Origin of the sequence: Caballeronia ptereochthonis (genome assembly GCF_001545075.1) — a bacterium.
GTDB classification, from domain to species: domain Bacteria; phylum Pseudomonadota; class Gammaproteobacteria; order Burkholderiales; family Burkholderiaceae; genus Caballeronia; species Caballeronia ptereochthonis.
The window spans coordinates 11,589-37,369 of sequence record NZ_FCOB02000029.1 but is presented as its reverse complement, the minus strand read 5'-3'; the positions used below and the strand labels follow the sequence as shown (position 1 = coordinate 37,369).

General features: G+C 64.3%; 19 protein-coding genes. 15 read left to right on the top strand and 4 right to left on the bottom strand.

Annotation, left to right across the window (positions count from 1 at the left end):
- The first annotated feature begins 17 nt into the window (after window positions 1–17).
- From atpE to AWB83_RS26610, 9 genes are all read left to right on the top strand, one after another.
- A complete protein-coding gene (atpE, locus tag AWB83_RS26650) occupies window positions 18–287 on the top strand; it encodes a F0F1 ATP synthase subunit C (protein WP_007180033.1) in 270 nt (89 codons plus the stop codon).
- Between the two features lie 136 nt (window positions 288–423).
- On the top strand, window positions 424–894 hold the full coding sequence (locus AWB83_RS26645) for a F0F1 ATP synthase subunit B (protein WP_087048620.1): 471 nt from the start codon (window positions 424–426) through the stop codon (window positions 892–894).
- Window positions 895–896: 2 nt separating this feature from the next.
- Window positions 897–1,439, top strand: coding sequence for a F0F1 ATP synthase subunit delta (locus tag AWB83_RS26640; protein WP_087048619.1), 543 nt, complete (start codon window positions 897–899; stop codon window positions 1,437–1,439).
- Window positions 1,440–1,496: 57 nt separating this feature from the next.
- Window positions 1,497–3,038 (top strand): F0F1 ATP synthase subunit alpha, encoded by a 1,542-nt coding sequence (gene atpA, locus AWB83_RS26635; RefSeq protein ID WP_087048618.1) that lies wholly within the window; start codon window positions 1,497–1,499, stop codon window positions 3,036–3,038.
- A 74-nt stretch (window positions 3,039–3,112) separates the two neighbouring features.
- Window positions 3,113–3,997 (top strand): F0F1 ATP synthase subunit gamma, encoded by an 885-nt coding sequence (atpG, locus tag AWB83_RS26630; protein ID WP_087048617.1) that lies wholly within the window; start codon window positions 3,113–3,115, stop codon window positions 3,995–3,997.
- Window positions 3,998–4,035: 38 nt separating this feature from the next.
- A complete protein-coding gene (gene atpD, locus AWB83_RS26625; protein WP_087048616.1) occupies window positions 4,036–5,430 on the top strand; it encodes a F0F1 ATP synthase subunit beta in 1,395 nt (464 codons plus the stop codon).
- Window positions 5,431–5,507: 77 nt separating this feature from the next.
- Complete coding sequence (locus AWB83_RS26620; protein ID WP_016346650.1) at window positions 5,508–5,933, top strand: F0F1 ATP synthase subunit epsilon; 426 nt, start codon at window positions 5,508–5,510, stop codon at window positions 5,931–5,933.
- Between the two features lie 329 nt (window positions 5,934–6,262).
- The gene (locus tag AWB83_RS26615; RefSeq protein ID WP_087048615.1) at window positions 6,263–7,993 is read left to right on the top strand and encodes an AMP-binding protein; all 1,731 of its coding nucleotides are present in this window, start codon (window positions 6,263–6,265) and stop codon (window positions 7,991–7,993) included.
- 620 nt (window positions 7,994–8,613) lie between these two features.
- Window positions 8,614–9,555, top strand: a complete 942-nt coding sequence (locus AWB83_RS26610) for an alpha/beta hydrolase (protein WP_087048614.1) — start codon at window positions 8,614–8,616, stop codon at window positions 9,553–9,555.
- A gap of 17 nt (window positions 9,556–9,572) precedes the next feature.
- Here AWB83_RS26610 and AWB83_RS26605 read toward each other — a convergent pair whose 3' ends face one another.
- Window positions 9,573–10,421 (bottom strand): transporter substrate-binding domain-containing protein, encoded by an 849-nt coding sequence (locus AWB83_RS26605; protein WP_096059394.1) that lies wholly within the window; start codon window positions 10,419–10,421, stop codon window positions 9,573–9,575.
- A 183-nt stretch (window positions 10,422–10,604) separates the two neighbouring features.
- Between AWB83_RS26605 and hemE the strand changes: the two genes are divergently transcribed.
- The 4 genes from hemE (at window position 10,605) to AWB83_RS26585 (ending at window position 20,117) form a co-directional block, all read left to right on the top strand.
- On the top strand, window positions 10,605–11,702 hold the full coding sequence (gene hemE, locus AWB83_RS26600) for a uroporphyrinogen decarboxylase (protein ID WP_087048613.1): 1,098 nt from the start codon (window positions 10,605–10,607) through the stop codon (window positions 11,700–11,702).
- A gap of 458 nt (window positions 11,703–12,160) precedes the next feature.
- The gene (locus AWB83_RS26595; RefSeq protein ID WP_087048612.1) at window positions 12,161–14,413 is read left to right on the top strand and encodes a primosomal protein N'; all 2,253 of its coding nucleotides are present in this window, start codon (window positions 12,161–12,163) and stop codon (window positions 14,411–14,413) included.
- A gap of 519 nt (window positions 14,414–14,932) precedes the next feature.
- Window positions 14,933–18,871, top strand: a complete 3,939-nt coding sequence (gene putA / locus AWB83_RS26590; protein ID WP_087048611.1) for a trifunctional transcriptional regulator/proline dehydrogenase/L-glutamate gamma-semialdehyde dehydrogenase — start codon at window positions 14,933–14,935, stop codon at window positions 18,869–18,871.
- Between the two features lie 100 nt (window positions 18,872–18,971).
- Window positions 18,972–20,117 (top strand): branched-chain amino acid ABC transporter substrate-binding protein, encoded by a 1,146-nt coding sequence (locus AWB83_RS26585; RefSeq protein ID WP_087048610.1) that lies wholly within the window; start codon window positions 18,972–18,974, stop codon window positions 20,115–20,117.
- A gap of 48 nt (window positions 20,118–20,165) precedes the next feature.
- On the opposite strand, the gene AWB83_RS26580 is transcribed toward AWB83_RS26585, so the two are convergent.
- The 3 genes from AWB83_RS26580 to AWB83_RS26570 all read right to left on the bottom strand — a co-directional run bounded on the left by AWB83_RS26580 (window position 20,166) and on the right by AWB83_RS26570 (window position 22,767).
- Window positions 20,166–20,693, bottom strand: coding sequence for a cytochrome b/b6 domain-containing protein (locus AWB83_RS26580; protein ID WP_087048673.1), 528 nt, complete (start codon window positions 20,691–20,693; stop codon window positions 20,166–20,168).
- Window positions 20,694–20,718: 25 nt separating this feature from the next.
- Window positions 20,719–20,982 (bottom strand): PepSY domain-containing protein, encoded by a 264-nt coding sequence (locus AWB83_RS26575; RefSeq protein ID WP_087048609.1) that lies wholly within the window; start codon window positions 20,980–20,982, stop codon window positions 20,719–20,721.
- A gap of 78 nt (window positions 20,983–21,060) precedes the next feature.
- The gene (locus tag AWB83_RS26570) at window positions 21,061–22,767 is read right to left on the bottom strand and encodes a thiamine pyrophosphate-binding protein (protein ID WP_087048608.1); all 1,707 of its coding nucleotides are present in this window, start codon (window positions 22,765–22,767) and stop codon (window positions 21,061–21,063) included.
- Between the two features lie 311 nt (window positions 22,768–23,078).
- Between AWB83_RS26570 and flhF the strand changes: the two genes are divergently transcribed.
- Together flhF and AWB83_RS26560 are read left to right on the top strand one after the other, a co-directional pair.
- Window positions 23,079–24,857 (top strand): flagellar biosynthesis GTPase FlhF, encoded by a 1,779-nt coding sequence (gene flhF, locus AWB83_RS26565; protein ID WP_087048607.1) that lies wholly within the window; start codon window positions 23,079–23,081, stop codon window positions 24,855–24,857.
- On the top strand, window positions 24,850–25,767 hold the full coding sequence (locus AWB83_RS26560; protein ID WP_087048606.1) for a MinD/ParA family ATP-binding protein: 918 nt from the start codon (window positions 24,850–24,852) through the stop codon (window positions 25,765–25,767). The genes flhF and AWB83_RS26560 overlap by 8 nt, the downstream gene beginning before the upstream one ends.
- Window positions 25,768–25,781: the final 14 nt, after the last annotated feature.

Genomic DNA, 25,781 nt, shown 5'->3' with positions numbered 1-25,781 from the left:
TAATCAAAGGAGTGATCATGCAAGCTTTCATCGCCAACATCCAGGGTCTGACCGCCATCGGTATCGGCATCATCATCGGCCTGGGTGCAATCGGCGCCTGTATCGGTATCGGTCTGATGGGCGGCAAGTACATTGAAGCGTGCGCCCGCCAGCCGGAACTGATGAACCCGCTGCAGACCAAGATGTTCCTGCTGGCTGGTCTGATCGACGCGGCGTTCCTGATCGGCGTTGGTGTGGCAATGCTGTTTGCGTTTGCGAACCCGCTGCTCTCGAAGCTCGCAGGCTGAGGTTCCTCGGAAGTGTGCGTCTGATCTTTTGAGACGAGACGCAAGACGGAACGGGTGAGGCGCTGATCGAGCAAATGAGCCGATGAGCGCCTTTTAACCGTTTCACCTCCGATCTAGCAACGTTTAAGGAAACACCGTGAATCTCAACGCAACCCTGTTTGCGCAAATGGTCGTGTTTCTGATCCTCGCGTGGTTCACGATGAAGTTCGTGTGGCCGCCGTTGATCAACGCCCTCGACGAGCGCTCGAAGAAGATTGCCGACGGCCTCGCCGCCGCCGACAAGGGCAAAGCGGAACTCGAAGCAGCGCACAAGCGCGTCGACCAGGAACTCGCGCAAGCGCGCACCGACGGCCAGCAACGCATCGCCGATGCCGAAAAGCGCGCCGCCGCAGTCGCAGAAGAAATCAAGGCCAATGCTCAGGCCGAAGCCGCGCGCATTGTCGCGCAAGCCAAGGCTGACGCCGACCAGCAAATCGTGAAGGCGCGCGAAACGCTGCGCGCCGAAGTCGCGGCGCTGGCCGTCAAGGGCGCCGAGCAAATTCTGAAGCGCGAAGTCGATCAGAAGGCTCACGCCGACCTGCTGAATCAACTCAAAACCGAGCTCTGATCATGGCCGAACTTGCAACCATCGCTCGTCCTTACGCAGAAGCGCTGTTCCGCGTGGCCGAAACCGGCGATCTCGCGGGCTGGTCCACTTTCGTCGAGGAGCTGGCACAGGTTGCGCGTCTGCCCGAAGTGGAATCGGTCGCTTCGAGCCCGAAGGTGAGCCGTCAGCAAATCGTCGATCTCCTGCTCGCCGCAGTGAAGTCGCCGCTCGCACAGGATAATGCTCAGGCGAAGAACCTGGTCGGCATGCTGGTCGAGAATCATCGCCTGTCGCTGCTGCCGGAAATCGCCGTCCAGTTCGACGAGCTGAAGAACGCCCGTGAAGGTGCGGCCGACGCGTATATCGTGAGCGCGTTCCCCCTCGAAGGCGAACAGTTGAACGACCTCGTTGCAAGCCTCGAACGCAAGTTCCAGCGTAAGCTGAAACCCATCGTCACAGTCGATCAGTCGCTGATTGGCGGCGTTCGCGTGACGGTTGGCGACGAAGTGCTCGATACCTCGGTCCGCGCGCGCCTCGCCAGCATGCAGACGGCTCTGACCGCTTAAGCGATCAACCGTGTCTGAAAGCTGGCACGCAACAGAATTGACTATCAGGAGCGAATAATGCAACTCAATCCCTCTGAGATCAGCGAGCTGATCAAGAGCCGGATCCAGGGCCTTGAAGCGAGCGCGGACGTTCGCAACCAGGGCACCGTGATCTCCGTGACCGACGGTATCGTGCGTGTCCACGGCCTGTCGGACGTGATGCAGGGCGAAATGCTCGAATTCCCGGGCAACACCTTCGGCCTCGCGCTGAACCTCGAGCGTGACTCGGTCGGCGCCGTTATTCTCGGTGAGTACGAGCACATCTCGGAAGGCGACATCGTCAAGACGACGGGCCGCATTCTCGAAGTGCCGGTTGGTCCGGAACTCATCGGCCGCGTGGTCGATGCGCTGGGCAACCCCATCGACGGCAAGGGTCCGATCAACGCGAAGGCGACCGACGCGATCGAAAAGATCGCCCCGGGCGTGATCTGGCGCAAGTCGGTGTCGCAGCCGGTGCAAACGGGTCTGAAGTCGATCGACTCGATGGTGCCGATCGGCCGCGGCCAGCGTGAGCTGATCATCGGCGACCGTCAGTGCGGCAAGACCGCGGTGGCCGTCGACGCGATCATCAACCAGAAGGGCAAGGACCTCATCTGTATCTACGTCGCGATCGGCCAGAAGGCTTCGTCGATCATGAACGTGGTGCGCAAGCTCGAAGAAACCGGCGCGATGGCTTACACCATCGTCGTGGCGGCTTCGGCTTCGGAATCGGCTGCGATGCAATACCTCGCACCGTACGCCGGCTGCACGATGGGCGAATACTTCCGCGACCGCGGCCAGGATGCCCTCATCGTTTATGACGATTTGACCAAGCAAGCTTGGGCATATCGCCAGATCTCGCTGCTGCTGCGCCGTCCGCCGGGCCGTGAAGCGTATCCTGGTGACGTGTTCTATCTCCACTCGCGTCTGCTCGAGCGCGCCGCGCGCGTCTCGGAAGAGTACGTCGAGAAGTTCACCAAGGGCGAAGTGAAGGGCAAGAGCGGCTCGCTGACGGCACTGCCCGTCATCGAAACGCAAGCTGGCGACGTGACCGCGTTCGTTCCGACGAACGTGATCTCGATTACCGACGGCCAGATCTTCCTTGAAACCGACCTGTTCAACGCTGGTATCCGCCCCGCAATCAACGCGGGTGTGTCGGTGTCGCGCGTCGGTGGTGCGGCTCAGACCAAGGTCATCAAGAAGCTGTCGGGCGGTATTCGTACCGACCTCGCGCAGTATCGTGAACTGGCTGCGTTCGCGCAGTTCGCATCGGACCTCGACGAAGCCACCCGCAAGCAGCTCGAGCGCGGTCGCCGCGTGACGGAACTGCTGAAACAGCCGCAGTATCAGCCGCTGCAAGTATGGGAACTGGCTGTCGCGCTGTTCGCGGCCAACAATGGCTATCTGGACGATCTCGAAGTCTCGCAAGTGCTGCCGTTCGAAAAGGGCTTGCGCGAATTCCTGAAGACCAGCCACGGCGATCTGATTAAGCGCATCGAAGACAACAAAGACTTGTCGAAGGACGACGAAGGCGCACTGCATGCCGCGCTGAAGGACTTCAAGAAGTCGGGCGCTTATTGATCGGGATAAAGAGGCAACGCGCGATGCCAGTCTTAAAGACGCGGCATCGCGTGGCTTCGATCAAGGAGTAAGCAATGGCTGGAATGAAGGAAATTCGCGGCAAGATCAAGAGCGTGCAAAACACGCGCAAGATCACGAAAGCGATGGAAATGGTCGCCGCATCGAAGATGCGCCGCGCCCAGGAGCGCATGCGTTCCGCCCGCCCGTACGCCGACAAGGTCCGCGCAATCGCGTCGCACATGAGCCGCGCGAACCCCGAGTATCGCCACCCGTTCATGGTGAAGAACGAAGGCGCGAAGACGGCCGGCCTGATCCTCGTCACGACCGACAAGGGTTTGTGCGGGGGCATGAACACGAACATCCTGCGTGCGTCGCTGAACAAGATCAAGGAACTCGATCAGAGCGGCGTCAGCATCGAGGCGTCGGCGATCGGCGGCAAGGGGCTCGGCTTCCTGAACCGGCTGAAGGCCAAGGTCGTGTCGCAAGTCACGCAACTGGGCGATACGCCGCATCTGGAAAAGCTGATCGGCGCGATCAAGGTGCAGCTCGACTTGTATTCGGAAGGCAAGATCAACGCGGTGTACCTGGCGTACACGCGCTTCATCAACACGATGAAGCAGGAAGCGGTGATCGAGCAGTTGCTGCCGTTGTCGGTGGATGATCTCCACGCGAAGGATGAAGACGGCGAAACGCCGAAGACCTCGTGGGATTACATCTACGAGCCGGACGCGCAAACCGTGGTGGACGAGTTGCTCGTACGCTACGTCGAAGCGCTCGTCTATCAGGCGGTCGCGGAAAACATGGCGTCCGAGCAATCGGCGCGCATGGTCGCGATGAAGGCCGCGTCCGACAACGCGAAGACCGTGATCAACGAACTGCAGCTCGTCTACAACAAGAGCCGCCAGGCCGCGATTACGAAGGAATTGTCGGAAATCGTCGGCGGCGCCGCAGCGGTCTGACGGCCGCGTGAAAGAACACAGTATCTAAAGGAAATGCGATGAGTACTACTGCTTTGGTAGAAGGCAAGATCGTACAGTGCATCGGCGCCGTTATCGACGTGGAATTTCCGCGTGATCGCATGCCGAAGATCTACGACGCGCTCATTCTGGAAGGCACCGAACTGACGCTCGAAGTCCAGCAGCAGTTGGGCGACGGCGTGGTCCGCACCATCTGTCTGGGTGCATCCGACGGTCTGCGCCGCGGCACGATGGTCAAGAACACCGGCAAGCCCATCAGCGTGCCGGTCGGCAAGCCGACGCTCGGCCGCATCATGGACGTGCTCGGCCGTCCGATCGACGAAGCGGGTCCGATCGAATCGGAAAATACGCGGTCGATCCACCAGGCAGCGCCGAAATTCGACGAACTGTCGCCTTCGACGGAACTGCTCGAAACGGGCATCAAGGTTATCGATCTGATCTGCCCGTTCGCGAAGGGCGGCAAGGTCGGCCTCTTCGGCGGTGCGGGCGTGGGCAAGACCGTGAACATGATGGAACTCATCAACAACATCGCGAAGGAGCACGGCGGTTACTCCGTGTTCGCCGGTGTGGGTGAGCGTACCCGTGAAGGGAACGACTTCTATCACGAAATGAAGGACTCGAACGTTCTCGACAAGGTCGCGCTGGTGTACGGCCAGATGAACGAGCCGCCGGGCAACCGTCTGCGCGTCGCGCTGACCGGTCTGACGATGGCCGAGTACTTCCGTGACGAAGGCCTCGACGTGCTGTTCTTCGTCGACAACATCTACCGTTTCACGCTGGCGGGTACGGAAGTGTCCGCACTGCTCGGCCGTATGCCTTCGGCAGTGGGCTATCAGCCGACGCTGGCTGAGGAAATGGGCAAGCTGCAAGAGCGCATTACGTCGACCAAGACCGGCTCGATCACGTCGGTGCAGGCTGTGTACGTCCCTGCGGATGACTTGACCGACCCGTCGCCGGCCACGACCTTCGGCCACTTGGACGCTACCGTCGTGTTGTCGCGTGACATCGCATCGCTCGGTATCTATCCGGCGGTGGACCCGCTCGATTCGACCTCGCGTCAGATCGACCCGAACGTGATCGGCGAAGAGCACTACTCGATCACCCGCCGCGTTCAGCAGACGCTGCAGCGCTACAAGGAACTGCGCGACATCATCGCGATTCTGGGCATGGACGAACTGTCGCCGGAAGACAAGCTGTCGGTCGCGCGCGCTCGCAAGATCCAGCGTTTCCTGTCGCAGCCGTTCCACGTTGCTGAAGTGTTCACGGGTTCGCCGGGCAAGTATGTGCCGCTGAAGGAAACCATCCGCGGCTTCAAGATGATCGTCGACGGTGAGTGCGATCATCTGCCGGAGCAGGCGTTCTACATGGTCGGCACGATCGACGAAGCCTTCGAAAAGGCCAAGAAGATCCAGTAAAGGTCGGGTGTAAAGAAGCGGACGCTGGCTCGGTGAGCCGGCGTTCACGAGCTACGCTCAACTTGGAGTCGACATAAATGGCAACCATCAAGGTAGACGTCGTCAGCGCGGAAGAGCAGATCTTCTCGGGCCAGGCGAAGTTCGTTGCGCTGCCGGGCGAAGCCGGTGAACTCGGTATTCTGCCGGGCCACACGCCGCTCATCACGCGCATTCGTCCGGGCGCGGTGCGCATCGAGGCGGAAGACGGTTCGGAAGAGTTCGTGTTCGTCGCGGGCGGGATTCTCGAAATCCAGCCGGGCGTCGTGACCGTACTCGCCGACACCGCCATTCGCGGCGCCGATCTCGACGAAGCGAAGGCCGAGCAGGCGAAGAAGCGCGCCGAGGAAGCGATGCAGAACAACACCTCGGAGCTCGAGTACGCAACGGCGCAAGCCGAGCTCGCGTATGCGACGGCGCAGCTCGCTGCGATCCAGCGTCTGCGCAAGGTCCACGCGAAGCACTAAGCGGCGCACGCGCCAAACGGCGTTCAGCAGTTTGAAGAAAGCAGCCTTCGGGCTGCTTTTTTTATGTGCCAAATCGGCAAATCGCGCGCGCAATTCTGCATATCGGATGTGCGGGCCCTCGGTCGAAGCGGCCTAATGCATTGATTCATCGGGGTTTTCGCAAATCGCTTCAAAACGGCATTGCGGGGAAACACTCAATGCCCGCATGGCGCTTCGCCATGCACAATGGCCTTCCAATTGGCCTTCACAGCGGCCTTCACATCGGCCTTCACATCGGCCTTCAACGCGTGCCTCATTCAGGCCGCGATTCACATTGGCGGAGACCTTCGATGGCAACTGACCCGACGCAGGCCGGCGCGCAGATCGAACCGCGCGACGGTGTTTCCTACGTTCGCGGCGCGACCGATATTCCCTTGAGCGACGCAACCGTATCGCGCTTTCTTCTGGAAACGGCCAGCCGGTTTCCCGATCGGCCGGCGGTCGTGTTTCGCGAGCAGAATGTCCGCTGGACTTGGCGCGAATTCGCCAACGAGGTCGACGTGCTCGCCAGCGGATTGCTCGCGCTCGGTATTCGGGCAGGCGATCGCGTGGGCATCTGGTCGCCGAATCGGGTCGAATGGCTGCTTACGCAATTCGCCACCGCACGCATGGGCGCCGTGCTCGTGAACATCAATCCGGCATATCGGCTGGCCGAGCTCGAGTACGCGCTGAACAAGGTCGGCTGCAAGGCGATCATCGCAGCCGAGCAGTTCAAGACGTCGAAATATCTGGAGATGCTGCAGGCGTTGGCGCCCGAACTTGCCGACGCCGCGCCGAACGCGCTCAACGCCGCCAAGCTGCCGGAGCTGCGCGCCGTGATTCGCATGGGCGAGGGCACGACACCCGGCATGCTCAATTTCGACGATCTGATGCGCACCGGCCGCGCACAATCCGACGCGGCAACGCTCGACGCGCTCGAAGCGAAGCTGAATCCGGACGACCCGATCAACATCCAGTTCACGAGCGGCACGACCGGCAATCCGAAGGGCGCGACGCTCACGCATCGGAACATCGTCAACAACGCGCGCTATATCGCGATGGCGATGCGCCTCACCGAGCAGGATTCGCTGTGCATTCCTGTGCCGCTCTATCACTGCTTCGGCATGGTGCTGGCGGTGCTCGCGTGCGTGTCGACCGGCTGCGCGATGGTATTTCCCGGCGAAGCCTTCGATCCCGGCGCGACGCTTGCCGCCGTCAACGAGGAGCGCTGCACGGCGCTCCACGGCGTGCCGACGATGTTCATCGCCGAACTCGATCATCCCGACTTTGCGAAGTATGACCTGAGCCGCCTGCGCACCGGCATCATGGCGGGCTCTCCGTGTCCGATCGAAACGATGAAGCGCGTCGTCTCGAAGATGCATCTGGGCGAGATCACCATCGCGTACGGCATGACGGAGACGAGCCCGGTGTCGTTCCAGAGCTCGACCATCGATCCGCTCGACAAGCGCACGACGACCGTCGGACGCATCCAGCCGCATCTCGAGGTGAAGATCGTCGATCCGCTGGGGAACATCGTGCCCGTCGGCGAGACGGGCGAACTGTGCACGCGCGGCTACTCGGTGATGAAAGGCTACTGGGGCGACGACGCCAAGACGCGCGAGGCGATCGTCGATGGCTGGATGCATACCGGCGACCTCGCGACGCTCGACGCGGAAGGCTACTGCAACATCGTCGGGCGGTTGAAGGACATGCTGATTCGCGGCGGTGAGAACGTCTATCCGCGTGAAATCGAGGAATTTCTGTTCCGCCATCCGAAGGTGCAGTCCGTGCAGGTGTTCGGCGTGCCCGACCCGAAGTACGGCGAGGAAGTGTGCGCGTGGATCGTCGTGCGTCCGGGCGAACAGGCGACCGAAGAAGAGATTCGCGAGTTCTGCCAGGGGCAGATCGCGCATTACAAGATTCCACGTTACATCCGCTTCGTCGATGAACTGCCGATGACCGTCACCGGCAAAGCGCAGAAGTTCGTGATGCGCGCGCGGATGATCGACGAACTGAAGCTCGCCGAGGCCAGGACGGCCTGATTATCGCGAGCGGAAGTTACAAACGAGGAAGGGAGCGCCACGGCGCTCCCTTCTTGTCATTGGATGAAACGTTCGCACCCTGAATCTCTCAAACGGCGCAAACGTTTGTCCGGGCGAAAAAAAAGCGGGCCTGGAGCCCGCTAAAAACCACACGCTACGGGGTTAGCGCGAGGAGACCAAACGTGGGATGATTTCGAATGGCTGACATTCGAAGAACGATCCCAACAAGGATGCCCCCATCAGAGCTTCGGCCAAGGCCGACCATCGGAAATACGCGGCTTTCGCACAGCGCGCCCGAATACATCCGTGTTGAAACCGTTTGAACAGATTGTGGGCGAATTGATTCCAAGTCGCCGTAACAAAGTGTTTCAGGTTGTAACCCCCGTCCGGCAAGGCTTCGAGTAAATTTTTGCGCGCAAATGGCCTGATTTTGGCGAATATATTGTCCGTTATCCGGATCGTTTATTCGATCGGCCCGAGCGGACGAGCAAATGCCGATTTTCGGACTAGTACGATTATTCTAATCTTCCGAGAAAATAGAACGCGTGAACGCATGAAAACGATGCGCAAAACCGCGCACGTCTGATTCTCCACCCACAAATCCGCACTTGGAGAGACGCATGACCATCGACGCAGCCCTGCTTCGTTACTACCAAGGCATTGCCGAGGCTTTTCCGCCTCTGGCACCGGATGCCGACGCGCAAACGGTGCGGGGTCGCTTCAGCCAAGTAGCAAAGGCTTACGCGCGAACTCGCGGCGACGCCGTCGCGGCCGAAGACATCGAAATTCCGCTCGAAGGCCGCACGCTCGCCGCGCGGATCTACAAGCCGAAAGCAGCGCGCGGGGCATTGCCGCTCATCGTCTATTTCCACGGCGGTGGCTGGGTAGTGGGCGATCTCGAAACGCACGATGGCCTCGCCGAGCGGCTCGCGCAGGACTCCCAATGCGCGGTGGCGAGCGTCGACTACCGCCTCGCACCCGAGCATCCGTTTCCCGCGCCCTGCGACGACGCGCTCGACGCGCTGATCTGGCTCGCCGAGCATCGCTCGCGGCTGGGCTTCGCGACTGACCGCCTCGCAGTCGGCGGCGACAGCGCGGGCGCACATCTGGCGGTCGTCGCGGCGCGGGGCGCGAACGAGCGCGTGGCCGGACTCGTCGGCTTGCAGCTGCTGCTCTATCCGGTGATGCGGCGGCAATTCGAGAGTTCCAGCTGCGTCGCCAACGCGAACGGCCCCGGCCTCACGAACGACGAAATGAAGTGGTACTGGGCGCAGTTCCTCTCAGGCGAAACGCCTCGCGACCACGACGTGCGCGCGTTCCCGCTCTCGGAACCGTTCGAGCGCACGCCGGCGAGCGCGCTCATCGTTGCGGCGGCTTACGATCCGCTCTACGACGACGCGTACGAACTCAAGCGCTTCCTGGAAGCCAACGGCGGCCGTGGCGAAATGATCGATGCGCGCGACATGACGCATGGCTTCGCGCGCCTGCATTCGCAGTCGGAAGCGGCGCTCGCCTGGCTGCGCAAGATCGGCGAGCGCACGGGCGAACTCGTGCGCGGTTAGCATCGGGCGCGCCGCGCTCATTTCAGCCACTTGTCGTACACCGTTTGAAACTCGCCCGACGAACGGGCGAGATGCAGCCATTGATCGACATATTCCTGGAATGCGACGTCGCCGCGCGGCAGCAGGTAGGCCTTCTCGCCGAACTGGAACGGCTTGTCCGGATGCACCGAGCACAGGCCGGGATTGAGCTTCTGCTGCAGCAGCGTTTCCGACGCGTCGGTGACCATGACATCGGCCTTGCCGTCGAGAATCTGCTTGAAGATCGTCACGTTGTCCGGATACTCGATCAGCTGCGAGTGCGGGAAGAACTGCTTCGCGAAGCGTTCGTTCGTGCCGCCCGGATTGACGATGGTGCGCACGGTCGGCTGATCGATCTGCGCGACCGTCTGGTACTTGTCCACATCGTCGCAGCGGACGATCGGCGTCTTGCCGTCCTCCATGTACGGCGCCGTGAAGAACGCGCGCTTCTGCCGCTCGAGCGTGGTCGAGACGCCGCCCACGGCGATATCGCACTTCGCGATGAAGTCGTTCATCAGGTTCGACCACGATGTCTTCACGTACTCCGCCTTCGCGCCGAGCGATTTCGCGAGGCTCTCCGCGAGGTCGATGTCGATGCCCTCGAACTGTCCGTCCGGGCGCAGGAACGAGTACGGCTTGTAGTCGCCCGTCGTGCAGACGCGCAGGGTGCGGCGGGCGAGAATGTCGTCGAGCCGCGAGGCGGGCGCGGCGGCGGCCGGCGCAGGCGCTGGCGGCGCGCCGGAGACGGTGCCGGCCTGAATCGTTTGAGACTGCGCGGCGCCCACGAATGCGAACGCCAGCGCGACGGCGGAAATGGATGCGGCAAGACTGACAGACGTGCGTTTCATCGATTCTCCTGGTTCTAGTTGTGTACGCCCGTCGATCATAACGAGGCGGCCGAGTATCTGAATAGCCGGCCAAACGGCATAGGCCGCGCTGCATGAGACTTCCCGAATCGCCGGGCTCAGTCAACGAAAACGCGGGGCCGGTCCGGTAGAATGAATGATTCTTTGCCTTCAGCATCGAGCGACGTGGCACACACTTTCCTGAACGACACCTTCCTGCGCGCGCTCCTGCGCCAGCCGACCGACTACACGCCGATCTGGCTGATGCGCCAGGCTGGCCGCTATCTGCCGGAGTACAACGCGACGCGCGCGCGCGCGGGCAGCTTTCTCGGCCTGGCGAAGAGTCCCGATTACGCGACCGAAGTGACGCTTCAGCCGCTCGAACGCTTTCCGCTCGACGCCGCGATCCTCTTCTCCGACATCCTCACCGTGCCGGATGCGATGGGGCTTGGTCTGCATTTCGTGCAGGGCGAGGGTCCGCGCTTCGAGCGCACCGTGCGCACGGAGGACGACGTGAAACGTCTCGCCGTGCCGGACATCGACGCGACGCTGCGCTACGTCACCGATGCCGTCAGCCAGATCCGCCGCGCGCTCACCGATGTGCAAGGCCGTCAGAAGGTGCCGTTGATCGGCTTCTCCGGCAGTCCGTGGACGCTCGCGTGCTACATGGTCGAGGGCGGCGGCTCGGACGACCACCGCACGGTCAAGTCGATGGCTTATGCCCGGCCCGATCTGATGCAGCGCATTCTCGAAGTCAACGCGCAAGCCGTGACCGCGTATCTGAACGCGCAGATCGAAGCCGGCGCGCAGGCCGTGATGATCTTCGATACCTGGGGCGGTGCGCTCGCCGACGGCGCATATCAGCGCTTCTCGCTCGATTACATCGCGAAGGTCGTGGCGGGGCTGAAGCGCGAGCACGATGGCGCGCGCGTGCCGGTCATCACGTTCACGAAGGGCGGTGGCCTGTGGCTCGAAGAGATCGCGGCGACGGGCGTCGATGCCGTCGGTCTCGACTGGACCATGAACCTGGGCATCGCACGCGAGAAGGTCGGGTCGCGCGTGGCGCTGCAAGGGAACATCGACCCGAGCGTGCTCTTCGCCCCGCCCGCGACGATCCGCACCGAAGCGCGCGCCGTGCTGGAAAGCTTCGGGAATTTTCCGGGCCACGTTTTCAATCTCGGCCACGGCATCTCGCAATTCACGCCCCCGGAGCATGTCGCCGAACTGGTGGACGAGGTGCATCGTCACAGCCGGGCAATGCGCGCCGCGCATGCCGCGCGCTAAGCCTGCGCGGAAACTGGCAACGGATGTATGTTGCAGCGCGGTATCGAGCCACCGCACCAGGTTGTCAGTGTCTTGAGGATTTCGTCGGGATCGCCCGCCTCACGCGGCCGCTGGCGATGTCAAGACCATACTTATGCACATTTTGTTCGCTGCGGCGCGCCATCAGACATATGGCTCGCCGCAACCAATAACAGATCTCTGTATGTGACGTAAGTAAATGATTTTCAAAGAAATTCGATGGCTTGACCCGAAATGTGGGCAAACGCACATAAGGGATTCCTGTCATTGCTTGCGGCGGCCTCGTCGGCACTTCTCAACAAAGTTATCCACAGGTCTGTGGAAAGCAGCGGAAATCCAAAAATAATCTGCGGTTTACCGGCTTTTCTGATGTTTTACTTTAACTTCGCCCGGCTGAGCCGCGCCCCCGTGTCGGGCCTCCGTGCACGGGGCCATGCGCAATGACGGACGTTTTCGTCCAGATCGCCGTCGATCAGCCGATGCCCGTGCTGTTCGACTACCGCTATGCGCTGCCCGAGCCGCCTGCCGTCGGCTCGCTCGTGCTGGTTCCGTTCGGACGACGCGAGGTGGTGGGGCTGATCTGCGAAGTCATCGCGACGAGCGACGTGCCGGCCGACAAGCTGCGCAACGTCAGCGCGGTCTGCTCGGCCTGCCCACCGCTTTCGGACGTGTGGATCGCGCTTGCCGGTTTCGCGGCCGATTATTATCAGCGCGGCCTGGGTGAAGTCGCGTTGCCGGCGCTGCCGCAGGCATTGCGTGACGCATCGCGATGGAATCGTCTTTTCGCGGTCGACGAACGCTACCGGCTTTTGCCGGCGGGCCGCGCCCAACTGCCCGACGCGTTGCCCGCGCGCGCGAGCGCCTTGCGCCGCCTGGCAGATGCGCTAGCCGAACAGGCGTCGCTCGGCATGTCCGACGCCCGCGCGCTGCATCCCAGGGCGAGCGCGACGTTCGAGGACTGGCTGGCGCGCGGCTGGATCGAGCTTGCGGAGTCGAGTGACGGCGCAACGACCGAAGCCGCGCAAGCGGGCGTACCGCCGACAGGCTCCGCCGCGCTGCCCGTGCTGACGGACGAACAGCGCGATGCCGTCGAAGCCATCTCGGGCGCGGAAGGCTTCGCGCCGTTTCTGCTGCACGGCGTGACGGGCAGCGGCAAGACCGAGGTGTATCTGCACGCGCTGGCCGAACTGCTCGCCGCGCGTCCCGATGCGCAAGCGCTCGTTTTAGTGCCCGAAATCAACCTGACGCCGCAGTTCGAAGCGGCCTTTCGCGCGCGGTTCGCGACCCTGGCCGAAGGCTCGATCGTCACGATGCACAGCGGCCTCGCGGAAGGCGAGCGCGCGCGCAACTGGCTCGCGGCGCATACGGGCAGCGCGCGCATCGTACTCGGCACGCGCCTCGCGATTCTCGCGTCGATGCCCCGGCTCGCGATCATCGTCGTCGACGAAGAGCACGATCCCGCCTACAAGCAGCAGGAAGGCTTGCGTTACTCCGCGCGCGATCTGGCGATCTATCGCGCGAAGCAACTCGGCATTCCCGTCGTGCTCGGATCGGCGACGCCCTCGCTCGAAACCTGGTGGCAGGCGGAGCAGGGCCGCTACACGCGTCTGACGCTCACGCGCCGCGCCGTCGCCGAGGCGGTGCTGCCGAGCGTGAGGCTCATCGATCTCGAAGAGGAAAGGCGGCGCGGCCGCGCGTCGGTCGAGGGGCTGGCGGGGCCGCTCATCGCCGCATTGAAGACGCGCCTCGAACGCGGCGAGCAGAGTCTCGTGTTCCTGAACCGGCGGGGCTATGCGCCGATCCTTTCGTGCGACGCGTGCGGCTGGGTCGCCGGCTGCCCGCGCTGCAGCGCCTATGCCGTGCTGCACAAGCCCGAGCGGGCGCTGCGCTGTCATCACTGCGGCTGGGAAGCGCGCATTCCGAAGTCGTGCCCGGATTGCGGCAACATCGATATCGCGCCGATGGGCCGAGGCACGCAGCGCGTCGAGGAAACGCTCGCCAGCGTGGTGCCGGGCGCGCGGGTGCTGCGCATCGACGCAGACAGCACGCGCCGCAAGGGCAGCGCGCAGGCGCTCTTCTCGGACGTGCACGCGGGCGAAGTCGACATTCTCGTCGGCACCCAGATGATCGCCAAGGGCCACGACTTCCGGCGCGTGACGCTCGTCGGCGTGCTCAATGCCGATACCGCGCTCTTCTCGCACGACTTCCGCGCGAGCGAGCGCCTCTTCGCGCAACTGACGCAAGTGAGCGGACGCGCCGGGCGTGCCGGATTGCCCGGCGAAGTGATGATTCAGACGCGCTATCCGCGCCACGCGCTGTTCCAGGCGCTGACGCGACAGGACTACGTCGGTTTCGCCAACTCGACGCTCGCCGAACGGCGCGAGGCGCGTCTGCCCCCGTTTGTCTATCAGGCGATGCTGCGCGCCGAGGGCCGCACGCTGGAAGCGGCGCTGGCGTTTCTGGAGGAAGCGGCGGCAGCGTTCGGGACCTTGCCCGGTGCGGACCGCGTGACGGTCTACGACGCCGTGCCGCTCACCATCGTGAAGGTGTTCAACGTGCACCGGGCGCAACTGCTGCTGGAAAGCGCCTCGCGGGCCGCGCTCCAGGCGTCGCTACGGGCGTGGCAGCCGGTGCTGCGCTCGCTCAAGGGCGTGCTGCGCTGGAGCGTGGAAGTCGATCCACAGGACGTGTGATTCCGGCGAGAGCCGGCCGCGCCCCGCAGCGCAACCGGCTCGTCATGCCATTCAGACCTTCGCGCGGGACATATCCGCGGGCCTGTGGTCGCCGTCATCGCGGGCCTCGTCGGACCGCTGAACGTGCGGCGAGGCGCCCCGCACGAACAAGACGACGCAGATTGCGAACATCACCCAAACGCTTGTTACGACCATCCAAGTGCTCATGCTCGTTGCTCTCCCCGAGACCGCGGCGCGCTGGCCGCGAATGCCGCGCCGGCGGCGCGCATTGCGTTTATATCGGCGGCGCCTGGGGATTTGCTTAGGGGGTATCCCAAAAATATTTGGGTTAGGGAAACTACTAGGCCAAAAGCGCCAGCCGCCATCCGGCGGTGCACCGCGGAAAGCCTTATGGTACAAGGGTTTTAAGATGGTGCAACCGTATCGAAAATCTCGGTTGCACCTTTTATTACAGCGGGGTACGATTCGCCAACTTTTTGGTCATTGGCCGGGTGGGCACGACCGGCAAACGAAGGAAATATGGCGAGCACAACCCTAGGCGTCAAAGTCGACGATTTGCTGCGTTCCCGGCTCAAGGATGCCGCGATGCGCCTTGAGCGCACCCCTCACTGGCTGATCAAGCAGGCGATCTTCGCCTACCTCGAGCGCATCGAGCATGGCCAGCTTCCGCCCGAACTGACGGGCGCGAACGGCTCGTCCGAACTGGCTGATGCCGCTTCCGTGGACAACGACGAAGACGGCGCGCCGCATCCCTTCCTCGACTTCGCGCAGAACGTGCAGCCGCAGTCCGTGTTGCGCGCCGCGATCACGGCGGCCTATCGCCGGCCGGAGCCGGAGTGCGTGCCGTTCCTGATCGGCCAGGCGCGCCTGCCCGCGACGGTCGCGGCCGAGACGGAAAAGCTCGCGACGAAGCTCGTCGAAGCGCTGCGCGCGAAGAGCTCGGGCGGCGGCGTGGAAGGGCTGATCCACGAATTCTCGCTGTCGAGCCAGGAAGGCGTCGCGCTGATGTGCCTCGCCGAAGCGCTGCTGCGCATTCCCGACCGCGCCACGCGCGACGCGCTGATCCGCGACAAGATCAGCAAGGGCGACTGGAAATCGCACATGGGCCAAGCGCCGTCGCTGTTCGTGAACGCGGCGACGTGGGGCCTGATGATCACCGGCAAGCTCGTGACGACCAACAGCGAAGCGGGCCTGTCCTCCGCGTTGACACGCCTGATCGGCCGCGGCGGCGAACCGCTGATCCGCAAGGGCGTCGACATGGCGATGCGCCTGATGGGCGAGCAGTTCGTCACCGGCGAGACGATTTCCGAAGCGCTCGCCAACAGCCGCAAGTACGAGGCGCGCGGCTTCCGCTACTCCTACGACATGCTCGGCGAAGCCGCGACCACCGAGGAAGACGCGCAGCGCTACTACGCCTCCTACGAGCAGGCGATCCACGCGATCGGCAAGGCGGCAGGCGGGCGCGGCATCTACGAAGGCCCGGGCATCTCGATCAAGCTCTCCGCGCTGCATCCGCGCTATTCGCGCGCCCAGCAGGAACGCACGATGAACGAGCTGCTGCCGCGCGTGCGCTCGCTCGCCCAACTGGCGCGCCGCTATGACATCGGCCTGAACATCGACGCCGAGGAAGCCGATCGCCTCGAAATCTCGCTCGATCTGCTCGAAGCGCTGTGCTTCGATCCGGAGCTCGCGGGCTGGAACGGCATCGGCTTCGTGGTGCAGGGGTATCAGAAGCGCTGCCCGTTCGTGATCGACTATCTGATCGATCTCGCGCGCCGCAGCCGTCATCGCCTGATGATTCGCCTCGTGAAGGGCGCGTACTGGGACACGGAAATCAAGCGCGCGCAAGTCGATGGCCTCGAAGGCTATCCGGTGTACACGCGCAAGATCTACACGGACATCTCGTACCTGGCGTGCGCGAAGAAGCTGCTCGCAGCGCCAGACGCCGTCTATCCGCAGTTCGCCACGCACAATGCCTACACGCTCTCGGCCATCTATCACCTCGCGGGACAGAATTACTATCCCGGCCAGTACGAGTTCCAGTGCCTGCACGGCATGGGCGAGCCGCTCTACGAAGAAGTGACCGGCCGCGACAAGCTGAACCGTCCGTGCCGCGTGTACGCGCCGGTCGGCACGCATGAGACGCTGCTCGCGTACCTCGTGCGCCGCCTGCTGGAGAACGGCGCGAACACGTCGTTCGTGAACCGCATCGCCGACGAATCGATTCCGGTGAAGGATCTCGTGCAGGATCCGATCGACGAAGCGCAGCAGATCGTGCCGCTCGGCGCGCCGCACGCGAAGATTCCGCTGCCGCGCCACCTGTACGGCAACGAGCGCCTCAACTCGATGGGCCTCGATCTGTCGAACGAGCATCGCCTGGCGTCGCTGTCGTCGGCGCTGCTCGCGAGCGCGAATCATCCGTGGCGCGCCGAGCCGATGCTCGAGGGCGGCTCCGTCGGCAACGGCGTTGCGCGCGACATCCGCAATCCGTCGGATCTGCGCGATGTGGTCGGCACGGTCGTGGAAGCGTCGCCGGACGATGTGAGCGCCGCGATCGCGAACGCGGTCGCCGCCGCGCCGATCTGGCAGGCCACGCCCGTCGAAGACCGCGCCGATTGCCTCGCGCGCGCCGCCGACCTGCTCGAGGCGCAGATGCACACGCTGATGGGCCTCGTCGTGCGCGAAGCGGGCAAGTCGCTGCCGAACGCGGTGGCCGAGATTCGCGAAGCCGTCGACTTCCTGCGCTACTACTCCGCGCAGATCCGCGGCGAGTTCTCGAACGATACGCATCGCCCGCTCGGTCCGGTGGTGTGCATCAGCCCGTGGAACTTCCCGCTCGCGATCTTCATGGGTCAGGTTGCGGCGGCGCTCGCGGCCGGCAATCCGGTGCTCGCGAAGCCCGCCGAGCAGACGCCGCTGATCGCCGCGCAAGCCGTGCGCATTCTGCGCGAGGCGGGCGTGCCGGCAGGCGCGGTGCAACTGCTGCCGGGCAACGGCGAGACCGTGGGCGCGGCGCTCGTCGCCGATCCGCGCACACGCGCCGTGATGTTCACAGGCTCGACGGAAGTCGCGCGCCTCATCAACAAGACGCTCTCCGAGCGCCTCGACCCGGACGGCCGGCCGATTCCGCTGATCGCCGAAACCGGCGGCCAGAACGCGATGATCGTCGATTCGTCCGCGCTCGCGGAGCAGGTCGTGGCGGACGTGCTGCAGTCGTCGTTCGATTCGGCCGGCCAGCGCTGTTCGGCGCTGCGCGTGCTGTGCCTGCAGGACGACATCGCCGATCGCACGCTCGAAATGCTCACCGGCGCGATGAACCAGCTGGCGGTCGGCAATCCGGATCGCCTCTCGGCGGATGTCGGCCCCGTGATCGACGCCGATGCCAAGCGCGGCATCGATGCGCATATCGCCGCGATGCGCGAGAAGGGCCGCAAGGTCGTGCAACTGCCGCTGCCCGAGAACTGCGCGCAAGGCACTTTCGTGCCGCCGACGCTCATCGAGCTCGACGGCATCGACGAGCTGAAGCGCGAAGTGTTCGGCCCGGTGCTGCATGTGGTGCGTTATCGCCGGGCGAACCTTGATAAACTCCTCGACCAAATTCGCTCGACCGGTTATGGCCTCACCCTCGGCATCCATACGCGGATCGACGAAACCATCGCGCATGTGATCGCGCGGGCGCACGTGGGCAACATCTACGTGAACCGCAATGTGATCGGCGCGGTGGTCGGCGTGCAGCCGTTCGGTGGCGAAGGTTTGTCGGGCACGGGTCCGAAGGCGGGCGGCGCGCTGTATCTGCAGCGCCTGCTGGCGAAGCGCCCGACGGGTTTGCCGAAGTCGCTCGCGAGCACGCTCGTGGTCGATCAGGCCGCGTCGAAGGACACGCCGGCCGCGGCGCTCACCGCATTGCGCGACTGGGCGATCGGCGAGCGCGATCCGCAGACGGCCGCGCGTTGCGACGGTTATCTGCAGCATGTAATGGCGGGCGCGACGGCGGTTCTCTCGGGCCCGACCGGCGAGCGCAACACATACACGCTCGGCGCGCGCGGCACGGTGCTGTGCGTGGCGGCCACCGCGAGCGGCGCGCGCGCGCAGCTGGCCGCGGTGCTCGCGACGGGCAACCGCGCGTTGTTCGCCGGATCGGCGGGCGAGCAGCTGGTGGCGTCGTTGCCGGCCCCGCTCAAGCCGTACGCATCGGTGAAGAAAGACGTCAAGGACGCATCGGCCGACTTCGACGCCGTGCTGTTCGAAGGCGACAGCGATGAACTGCTGTCGCTCGTGAAGGAAGTCGCGAAGCGTCCGGGGCCGATCGTATCGGTGCAGGGCGTGGCGGCGGGAGCGTTCGCCGAAGCTGGCCACGACGGCGAGGACTACGCGCTCGAACGTCTGCTGACGGAACGCTCGGTGAGCGTGAATACGGCGGCGGCGGGCGGTAATGCGAATTTGATGACGATCGGTTGAGTTATCCCTCGAGCGCTCGATTCAAACGAATTCAAACAAGCGGCAGCAGGCACGGCGATCCCGGCACAGGCTGCCATCCACACTGGAACCAGGAGAAGCTATGAAGCACACGATGACCAAGCTGGCGGCAGCCATGACGCTCGCCGGCCTGTTCGCGGGGACCGCAGTTGCACAGCAGGCAGAAGACGTGAAGGTCGGCTACGCCGGACCGCTGACCGGTGCGCAGGCGCACTACGGCAAGGACATGCAGAACGGCATCACGCTGGCTGTCGAGGACTTCAACGCGACCAAGCCGGTGATCGGCGGCAAGCCGGTTCGCATCGTGCTGAACTCGGCGGACGACCAGGCCGACCCGCGCACGGGCACGACCGTCGCGCAGCGCCTCGTCGACGACGGCATCAAGGGCATGCTCGGCCACTTCAACTCGGGCACGACGATTCCGGCTTCGCGCATTTACGCGAACGCGGGCATCCCCGAAATCGCGATGGCGACCGCCCCCGAATACACGACGCAAGGCTTCAAGACGGCCTTCCGCATGATGACCTCGGACACGCAGCAAGGCTCGGTCGCGGGTGAATTCGCGGTGAAGAACCTGAAGGTCAAGAAGATTGCAATCGTCGATGACCGCACGGCTTACGGCCAGGGTCTCGCCGACCAGTTCGAGAAGGCGGCGAAGGCGGCAGGCGGCACGATCGTCGACCGCGAGTTCACGAACGACAAGGCCGTGGACTTCAAGGCGATTCTGACCAAGATCAAGTCGACGAACCCGGACCTCGTGTACTACGGCGGCGCGGATTCGCAAGCCGGCCCGATGGTCAAGCAGATGAAGACGCTCGGCTTCCGCGCGCCGCTGATGGCGGGCGAAATGGTGAAGACCGACACGTTCGTCAAGATCGCTGGCGACGCGGCCGACGGCACGGTGGCATCGCTCGCCGGCCTGCCGATGAACGAAATGCCTGGCGGCGCGGAATACGAAGCGAAGTACAAGAAGCGCTTCAACGAAGACGTGCAGACCTACTCGCCCTACGCCTACGACGGCGCGATGGCGATGTTCAACGCGATGAAGGCGGCCAACTCGACGGACCCGGCGAAGTACCTGCCGTTCCTCGCGAAGACGGACATGCAGGGCGTGACGGCGAAGCACCTGTCGTACGACTCGAAGGGCGATCTGAAGAACGGCGGGATCACGCTGTACAAGGTCGTCGGTGGCAAGTGGACGACGCTGCAGAGCGTGGGCGGGAAGTAAGCAGTCCCTCGTGCTTCAAGGTAGTGAGAGAAAGCTCCGTGATTCGCGTCACGGGGCTTTTTCTTTTCCCCCGTCCCGCTTATACCCCGTCACCATCGCCCCGATGAGATTCTCCCCCGTCCAGAAACTCATCAGCACCGCCGCGGCAACATGCACGCACACGCAAACCTCGACCGCGATCGACAGCCACATATGAATCTCCTGCGGCCAGTCCTCGCCCCAGAACGCATCGAGCCGCATGATCCATCCCGACACCGCGAGCGCGAGAATAAGGAGCCACAGGAAGAGCGCCATCAACCCGCCGAGCGGATTGTGCGAGACGTGGTGCATCGGCTTGGCCGAAGCAAGCGAGCGGAGATATTCGAAGAGATGTGAGCGCGTCGGCCACCACGCGGAGAACCGCGCGTGACGCGATCCGACGAAGCCCCACGCGATGCGCGCAACGACGAGCCCCGCCACGATATAGCCGAGCAGACGATGCGTGGAATCCGTGGGCCCGAACAGATTCCAGAGGACGATGCCCGCCACCGTCCAGTGCGTGAGCCGCACCCAGATGTCCCAGACTTTCACGCGCATCGTCATGACCTGAAAGACAGCGCGCTTACTCCACTTCCGACTTCACGACGGCCAGCGTCTTCGTGTCGTAGTAGATCTCGACCTTCTTGCCGTCCTTGTCGTGGCCGTAGATCTCGTAACAGTTGCCGTCGACCTTGAACTTGCGGATCTTGTAGCCTTGCGCCTCGAGCTGCGCCTTGGCGTCCGACTCCTTCATCCATTCGCTCTTCGGATGCGCCGTGCAATCGGCCTTCGCGAATGCCGCACCCGAAAAGCCCAACGCCAATGACAAAGCCAGAATCCTAAGCATCGCTAACTCCCAGTGTTTTCGAACTGGCTACTCTACTGCCACTGGGATCGCATCGCAAGCATATCGAAAGTTTGTCCTTTAGCGCTTGCCTTGCTGGCGAATTTGTTCAAGTGTCGCACCCGGCGTGCTCTGATCCGGCGGAATGCGGATCTCGATCACTGCGGGGAGACCTGAACGCTGCGCGCGTTCGAACGCAGGCATGAACTGATCCGTCGTCTCGACCAGCTCGCCGTGCGCGCCGAACGCACGCGCATACGCGGCGAAGTCCGGATTGGTGAGCCCGGTGCCGTGCACGCGATTCGGATAGTGCCGCTCCTGATGCATGCGGATCGTGCCGTACTGCGCGTTGTTCACGACGATAAAGATCACCGGCAGCCGATACTGCATGGCCGTCGCGAGTTCGTGGCTCGACATCATGAAGCAGCCGTCGCCCGCGAACGCGATCACCGTGCGCTCCGGATAGAGCGACTTCGCGGCGATCGCGGCGGGCACGCCGTAGCCCATTGCGCCGTTGGTCGGCGCGATCTGCGAGCGGAAGTGGCGATATGAATAGTGACGATGCAGCCACGTCGCGTAGTTGCCGGCGCCGTTCGTGAGGATCGAATCGGCGGGAATCGTCTCCGCGAGCGTGCGCATGATTTCGCCGAGCTGGACGTCGCCGAGCATCGGGCGCGGCTTGCGCCACTCCAGATAGGCGCGGTGCGCGGCTTCGGCCTCGCCCGACCACGCGATGTTCGCGGGCGGCGTCAGCACCGCGAGCATCGAGGCGATTTCCGGCATGCCCGAGACGATCGGCAGATCCGCGCTGTAGACGCGCCCGAGCTCCTCCGCGCCCTGATGCACGTGGATGAGCGTCTGCTTCGTCTTCGGGATATCGAGCAGCGTGTAGCCGCCCGTCGTCGATTCGCCCATGCGCGGGCCGAGCACGAGGAGCACGTCGGCGTCGCGCACGCGCGCGGCGAGCGCCGGATTGATGCCGAGGCCGACATCGCCCGCATAGTTCGGATGCTCGTTGTTCAGTGTGTCCTGATAGCGGAACGCGCAGCCCACCGGCAATTGCCATTGCTCGACGAAGCGCGCGAAGTCCCGCGTCGCATCGAGCGTCCAGCCGCTGCCGCCCGCGATCACGAACGGCTTCTTCGCGTTCGCGAGCAGCTCGCGCAGCCGCTCGATCTGCGCGGGCGCGGGCGCTGCCGCGACGCGCTGATAACGCGGCGCCGGCGGCGCGGCCGGGCACGTCTCGGTGAGCATGTCCTCCGGCAGCGCCAGCACGACCGGACCGGGCCGGCCAGCGGTGGCGACATGAAACGCATGGCTCATGTACTCCGGCACGCGGCGCGGATCGTCGATCTGCGCGACCCACTTCGTCATCTGCCCGAACATGCGCCGGTAGTCGATTTCCTGGAACGCCTCGCGGTCCATGTGATCCCGCGCGCACTGGCCGATGAGCAGGATCATCGGCGTCGAATCCTGAAACGCGGTGTGCACGCCGATCGACGCGTGCGTCGCGCCCGGCCCGCGTGTGACGATCGCGACGCCCGGCCGGCCGGTCAGCTTGCCGACCGCTTCGGCCATGTTCGCCGCGCCCGCCTCGTGGCGGCAGACGATCGTCTGGATTTGCGAGGTCTCGTCGTGGAGGGAATCGAGCACGGCGAGAAAGCTCTCGCCGGGCACGCAGAACACGCGCTCGACGCCGTGATGCACGAGCGCATCGACGACGAGTCGCGCGCCGGTGGTTTGACCTTCAGGGGAAGCGGATTGCGCGGAGGGGACAGCGGACGCCATGCGATGAAGTCTCCTTTGAGTGTCCTCGCCGGCTCGGAAGCCTGCCGGACGGTGAGCGAAATGCCCTCAAGCTTACGCCCTCGCGCGCGGCTCCGAAACCCGCCACGCGGAATCTTTTTCCGGTACGCGGAACTGCGCGTGCCTGCCGCGACGTTTCCATCAGCCGAAATACCCCTTTTTCTCACCCTTTATCCAGCGATGGACCAAAGGTGAAGTTCGCAATAATGGCCTCACTGAAAAGCGGGCACGGCATATGAGCCGGACGGCCCGCCTCGCAAAGATCGCCGTTTCACACCTCATCGGGGGCAAGTTTGAACATTCGTAAATTCATTGGCGCGAACAGCCGCGACGCACTGCGTCAGGTTCGTGAAGCGCTTGGGCCCGATGCCGTGGTGTTATCGAATCGCACGCTGGACGATGGTTCCGTGGAGATCGTCGCGGTCGCGGACAGCGATCTCGCCTCGATCTCGCCCGCCGTCAAGGAGCAGGCGGTGCGCTCGGGCGGCACGTCCCGCGCAGCGCTGGCGGCCGCCGCGGCCGCGATGCCGGCGAAGCAGCCCGCCGCGAATCCCTACGTGAGCGGCGACGTGTTTTCCTCCATCTTCGGCGCGAACACCGACGCCGAAGTCGACTACGCGCAAGCAGAAAGCGAAGCATCTCTGGCCGACGAAGCACCGCGCACGATGGCCGACTCGAACCCATGGCTGATCGAGCACGCGAAGCGTCTCGCGCAGCAGGCGTCGATGCCGGCGAACCGTCCGCTCACGCCGTCCGCCGCGATCGCGCGCGGCATGGGCGTGCCGGTGTCGCCGGTGTCGGTTCCGTCGAATGAAGCTCGCGCCGAGCACGCGCCGGAAGCAGGCAAGTACGCGATGCGCCAGCCGGCGAATCGCGCCGAGGCAATCGGTCAACCGGACATCCAGCCGAAGATCGAAACCCCCGACTGGGCGCGCGAAGCCGCACAGGTCGCCGCCCGCCGCGCCGCTCGGAAGATCAACGCGAGCTCGTCGCACGCCGATGCGAGCGCGGCGCCGGAAAGCGCGTTCGAAGGGCTGCCCGCGAATGCGGCGGCGGCCGTGACCGAAGCGCTGCGCGCGCGCATGGAGCAGGTCGTCAACGAAACGGTGATGAACGAACTCTCGTCGATGCGCGAGATGATGGAAGAGCACTTCTCCGGCCTTTTGTGGGGCGAGCGCCAGCGCCGCAATCCGACGGGTGGCGCGCTGACCAAGCGTCTCTTCGCCGCCGGCTTCTCCGCCCAGCTCGTGCGCATGATGATGGACAACATGCCGGAGATGGAGAGCGTGGAAGGCGCGCTCGAGTGGGTTCAGCAGGTGCTCGAAGCGAATATCCCGGTGATGGACAGCGAAGACGCGTTGATGGAGCGCGGCGGCGTGTTCGCGCTGATGGGCCCGACGGGCGTCGGCAAGACGACGACCACCGCGAAGCTGGCGGCGCGCTGCGTGATGCGCTTCGGCGCGAGCAAGGTCGCGCTGCTCACGACCGACAGCTACCGGATCGGCGCGCACGAGCAACTGCGCATCTTCGGCAAGATTCTCGGCGTTTCCGTTCACGCGGTGAAGGACGCCGCCGACCTGCAGCTCGCGCTCTCCGAGCTGCGCAACAAACATATCGTGCTGATCGACACGATCGGCATGAGCCAGCGCGACCGCATGGTTTCCGACCAGATCGCGATGCTGTGCGGCGCGGGCCATCCGGTGCAGCGCATCCTGCTGCTCAACGCGACGAGCCACGGCGACACGCTGAACGAAGTCGTGCAGGCGTACAAGAGCGCTCCGGACCAGCCGCCGCTCGCGGGCTGCATCCTCACCAAGCTCGACGAAGCGACCAATCTCGGCGGCGTGCTCGATACGGTCATCCGCTACAAGCTGCCCGTGCATTACGTTTCGACCGGCCAGAAGGTGCCGGAGAACCTGTACGTCGCGACCAAGCGATTCCTCATCAAGAGCGCGTTCTGCATTCCGCGCGACGGCTCGCCGTTCGTGCCGCACGACGACGAAGTGCCGGCGCTGCTGTCCGCGCTGTCCGCGCGCGCCATGACCGAAATGCATGGGGTGCACTTTGGATAAGTTCGTGCTCGACCAGGCGGAAGGTCTGCGACGGCTCCTCACGCGTGCAGGTTCGCGCGTGGTGGCGGTTGCGGGCGGGCCGGCGGGCATCGGGTGCACGTCGGCGGTGGTGAATCTCGGCGCGGCGCTGTCCGTGCACGGCAAGGATGTGCTCGTGATCGACGAGCATCGCAATGCGGGATCGGTCAGCCGTCTCGCGGGTTTCTCCGATGCGGGCGCGCTTGCCGCCGTGATGTCGGGCCGCCGGGCGCTTGCGGATGTCGTCGGGCGCACGCCGTTCGGCTTCTCGCTAATCGCGGCGCCGCGCGACGAGCGCATCAGCCACGACGCCGCGCAGTGCCGCGCGCTGCTCGACGGTCCGGCGGACATCGTGCTGATCGATGCGCAGCTCGATCGCCACGGCGCGCTCTCGTCGCTCGCGGCGCAGGCGCATGACTTTCTCATCGTGACGCGGGTGGCCGCGTCGGCGATCACCGAGGCGTATGCGTGCATGAAGCGTCTGCACTACGCCCATGCGATCGGCCAGTTCCGCGTGCTCGTCAATCACGTGCAGAACCCGGCCGACGCGGCGGTCGCGTTCGACAACCTGTCGGGCGTCGCGAGCCGGTATCTGGCCGTGTCGCTGGCACAGGCAGGGTATGTGTCCGAGGATGCGCGCGTCGCTCGGGCGAAGGAGCTCTCCCGCTGCGCAGTCGAAGCGTTCCCGGCCACGGCCGCCGCGCGCGACTACCGCGCGATTGCGGCGGAGCTCCTGCACTGGCCGATGCGCCCCGCGCCGTACATGCGCGCGGCGGGCGGACCGGCGGACGCGCGTGTTGCGGTTGGCGACTCTGAACAGGGCGGGCGGGAGGCGGCGCGTCGTGCGGCTGCGCTTCACGATCTTGCAATGAGCAGCACGGCGTCGATGTGATCAAGATAGGTGAC

Excerpts from the sequence above, each read along its gene's own strand:
- putA (WP_087048611.1), top strand. The coding sequence starts at position 14,933 with ATGGCGAGCACAACCCTAGGCGTCAAAGTCGACGATTTGCTGCGTTCC.
- AWB83_RS26605 (WP_096059394.1), bottom strand. The coding sequence starts at position 10,421 with ATGAAACGCACGTCTGTCAGTCTTGCCGCATCCATTTCCGCCGTCGCG.
- AWB83_RS26570 (WP_087048608.1), bottom strand. The coding sequence starts at position 22,767 with ATGGCGTCCGCTGTCCCCTCCGCGCAATCCGCTTCCCCTGAAGGTCAA.
- atpD (WP_087048616.1), top strand. The coding sequence starts at position 4,036 with ATGAGTACTACTGCTTTGGTAGAAGGCAAGATCGTACAGTGCATCGGC.
- AWB83_RS26620 (WP_016346650.1), top strand. The coding sequence starts at position 5,508 with ATGGCAACCATCAAGGTAGACGTCGTCAGCGCGGAAGAGCAGATCTTC.
- atpG (WP_087048617.1), top strand. The coding sequence starts at position 3,113 with ATGGCTGGAATGAAGGAAATTCGCGGCAAGATCAAGAGCGTGCAAAAC.
- AWB83_RS26640 (WP_087048619.1), top strand. The coding sequence starts at position 897 with ATGGCCGAACTTGCAACCATCGCTCGTCCTTACGCAGAAGCGCTGTTC.
- AWB83_RS26575 (WP_087048609.1), bottom strand. The coding sequence starts at position 20,982 with ATGCTTAGGATTCTGGCTTTGTCATTGGCGTTGGGCTTTTCGGGTGCG.
- AWB83_RS26610 (WP_087048614.1), top strand. The coding sequence starts at position 8,614 with ATGACCATCGACGCAGCCCTGCTTCGTTACTACCAAGGCATTGCCGAG.
- atpA (WP_087048618.1), top strand. The coding sequence starts at position 1,497 with ATGCAACTCAATCCCTCTGAGATCAGCGAGCTGATCAAGAGCCGGATC.
- AWB83_RS26580 (WP_087048673.1), bottom strand. The coding sequence starts at position 20,693 with ATGCGCGTGAAAGTCTGGGACATCTGGGTGCGGCTCACGCACTGGACG.
- AWB83_RS26595 (WP_087048612.1), top strand. The coding sequence starts at position 12,161 with ATGACGGACGTTTTCGTCCAGATCGCCGTCGATCAGCCGATGCCCGTG.
- atpE (WP_007180033.1), top strand. The coding sequence starts at position 18 with ATGCAAGCTTTCATCGCCAACATCCAGGGTCTGACCGCCATCGGTATC.
- AWB83_RS26615 (WP_087048615.1), top strand. The coding sequence starts at position 6,263 with ATGGCAACTGACCCGACGCAGGCCGGCGCGCAGATCGAACCGCGCGAC.
- AWB83_RS26585 (WP_087048610.1), top strand. The coding sequence starts at position 18,972 with ATGAAGCACACGATGACCAAGCTGGCGGCAGCCATGACGCTCGCCGGC.